Here is a 266-nt window from a genome sequence, read left to right on the forward strand (position 1 = left end):
CCCCCCGTAGATGTGCAACATGCGAAAAAAAAGCCCGTACTTTCGTACGAGCTCTTCTTAAAATATGGCGGTGAGGGGGGATTGACTCGCTTTGCTCGCCCCTTCGGGGCAGCCCGTTCGCGATGCTCCCGGTCTGTCCAGCTGGCTGCACCAGCAGTCGAACCCCGGTCGGGGCTTCTCATCCCCCCGCTGGTATGCAACATGCGAAAAAAAAGCCCGTACTTTCGTACGAGCTCTTCTTAAAATATGGCGGTGAGGCGGGGATT

The 266-nt window shown here is 56.8% G+C and carries 1 other RNA gene; it reads right to left on the bottom strand.

Annotation, left to right across the window (positions count from 1 at the left end):
* Nucleotides 1–65: 65 nt before the first annotated feature.
* Nucleotides 66–203: non-coding RNA, RtT sRNA (locus tag OGY33_RS00055), on the bottom strand.
* Nucleotides 204–266 lie beyond the last annotated feature (63 nt).

The sequence above is a fragment of the Citrobacter sp. Cpo032 genome, assembly GCF_030332975.1.
GTDB classification, from domain to species: domain Bacteria; phylum Pseudomonadota; class Gammaproteobacteria; order Enterobacterales; family Enterobacteriaceae; genus Citrobacter; species Citrobacter portucalensis.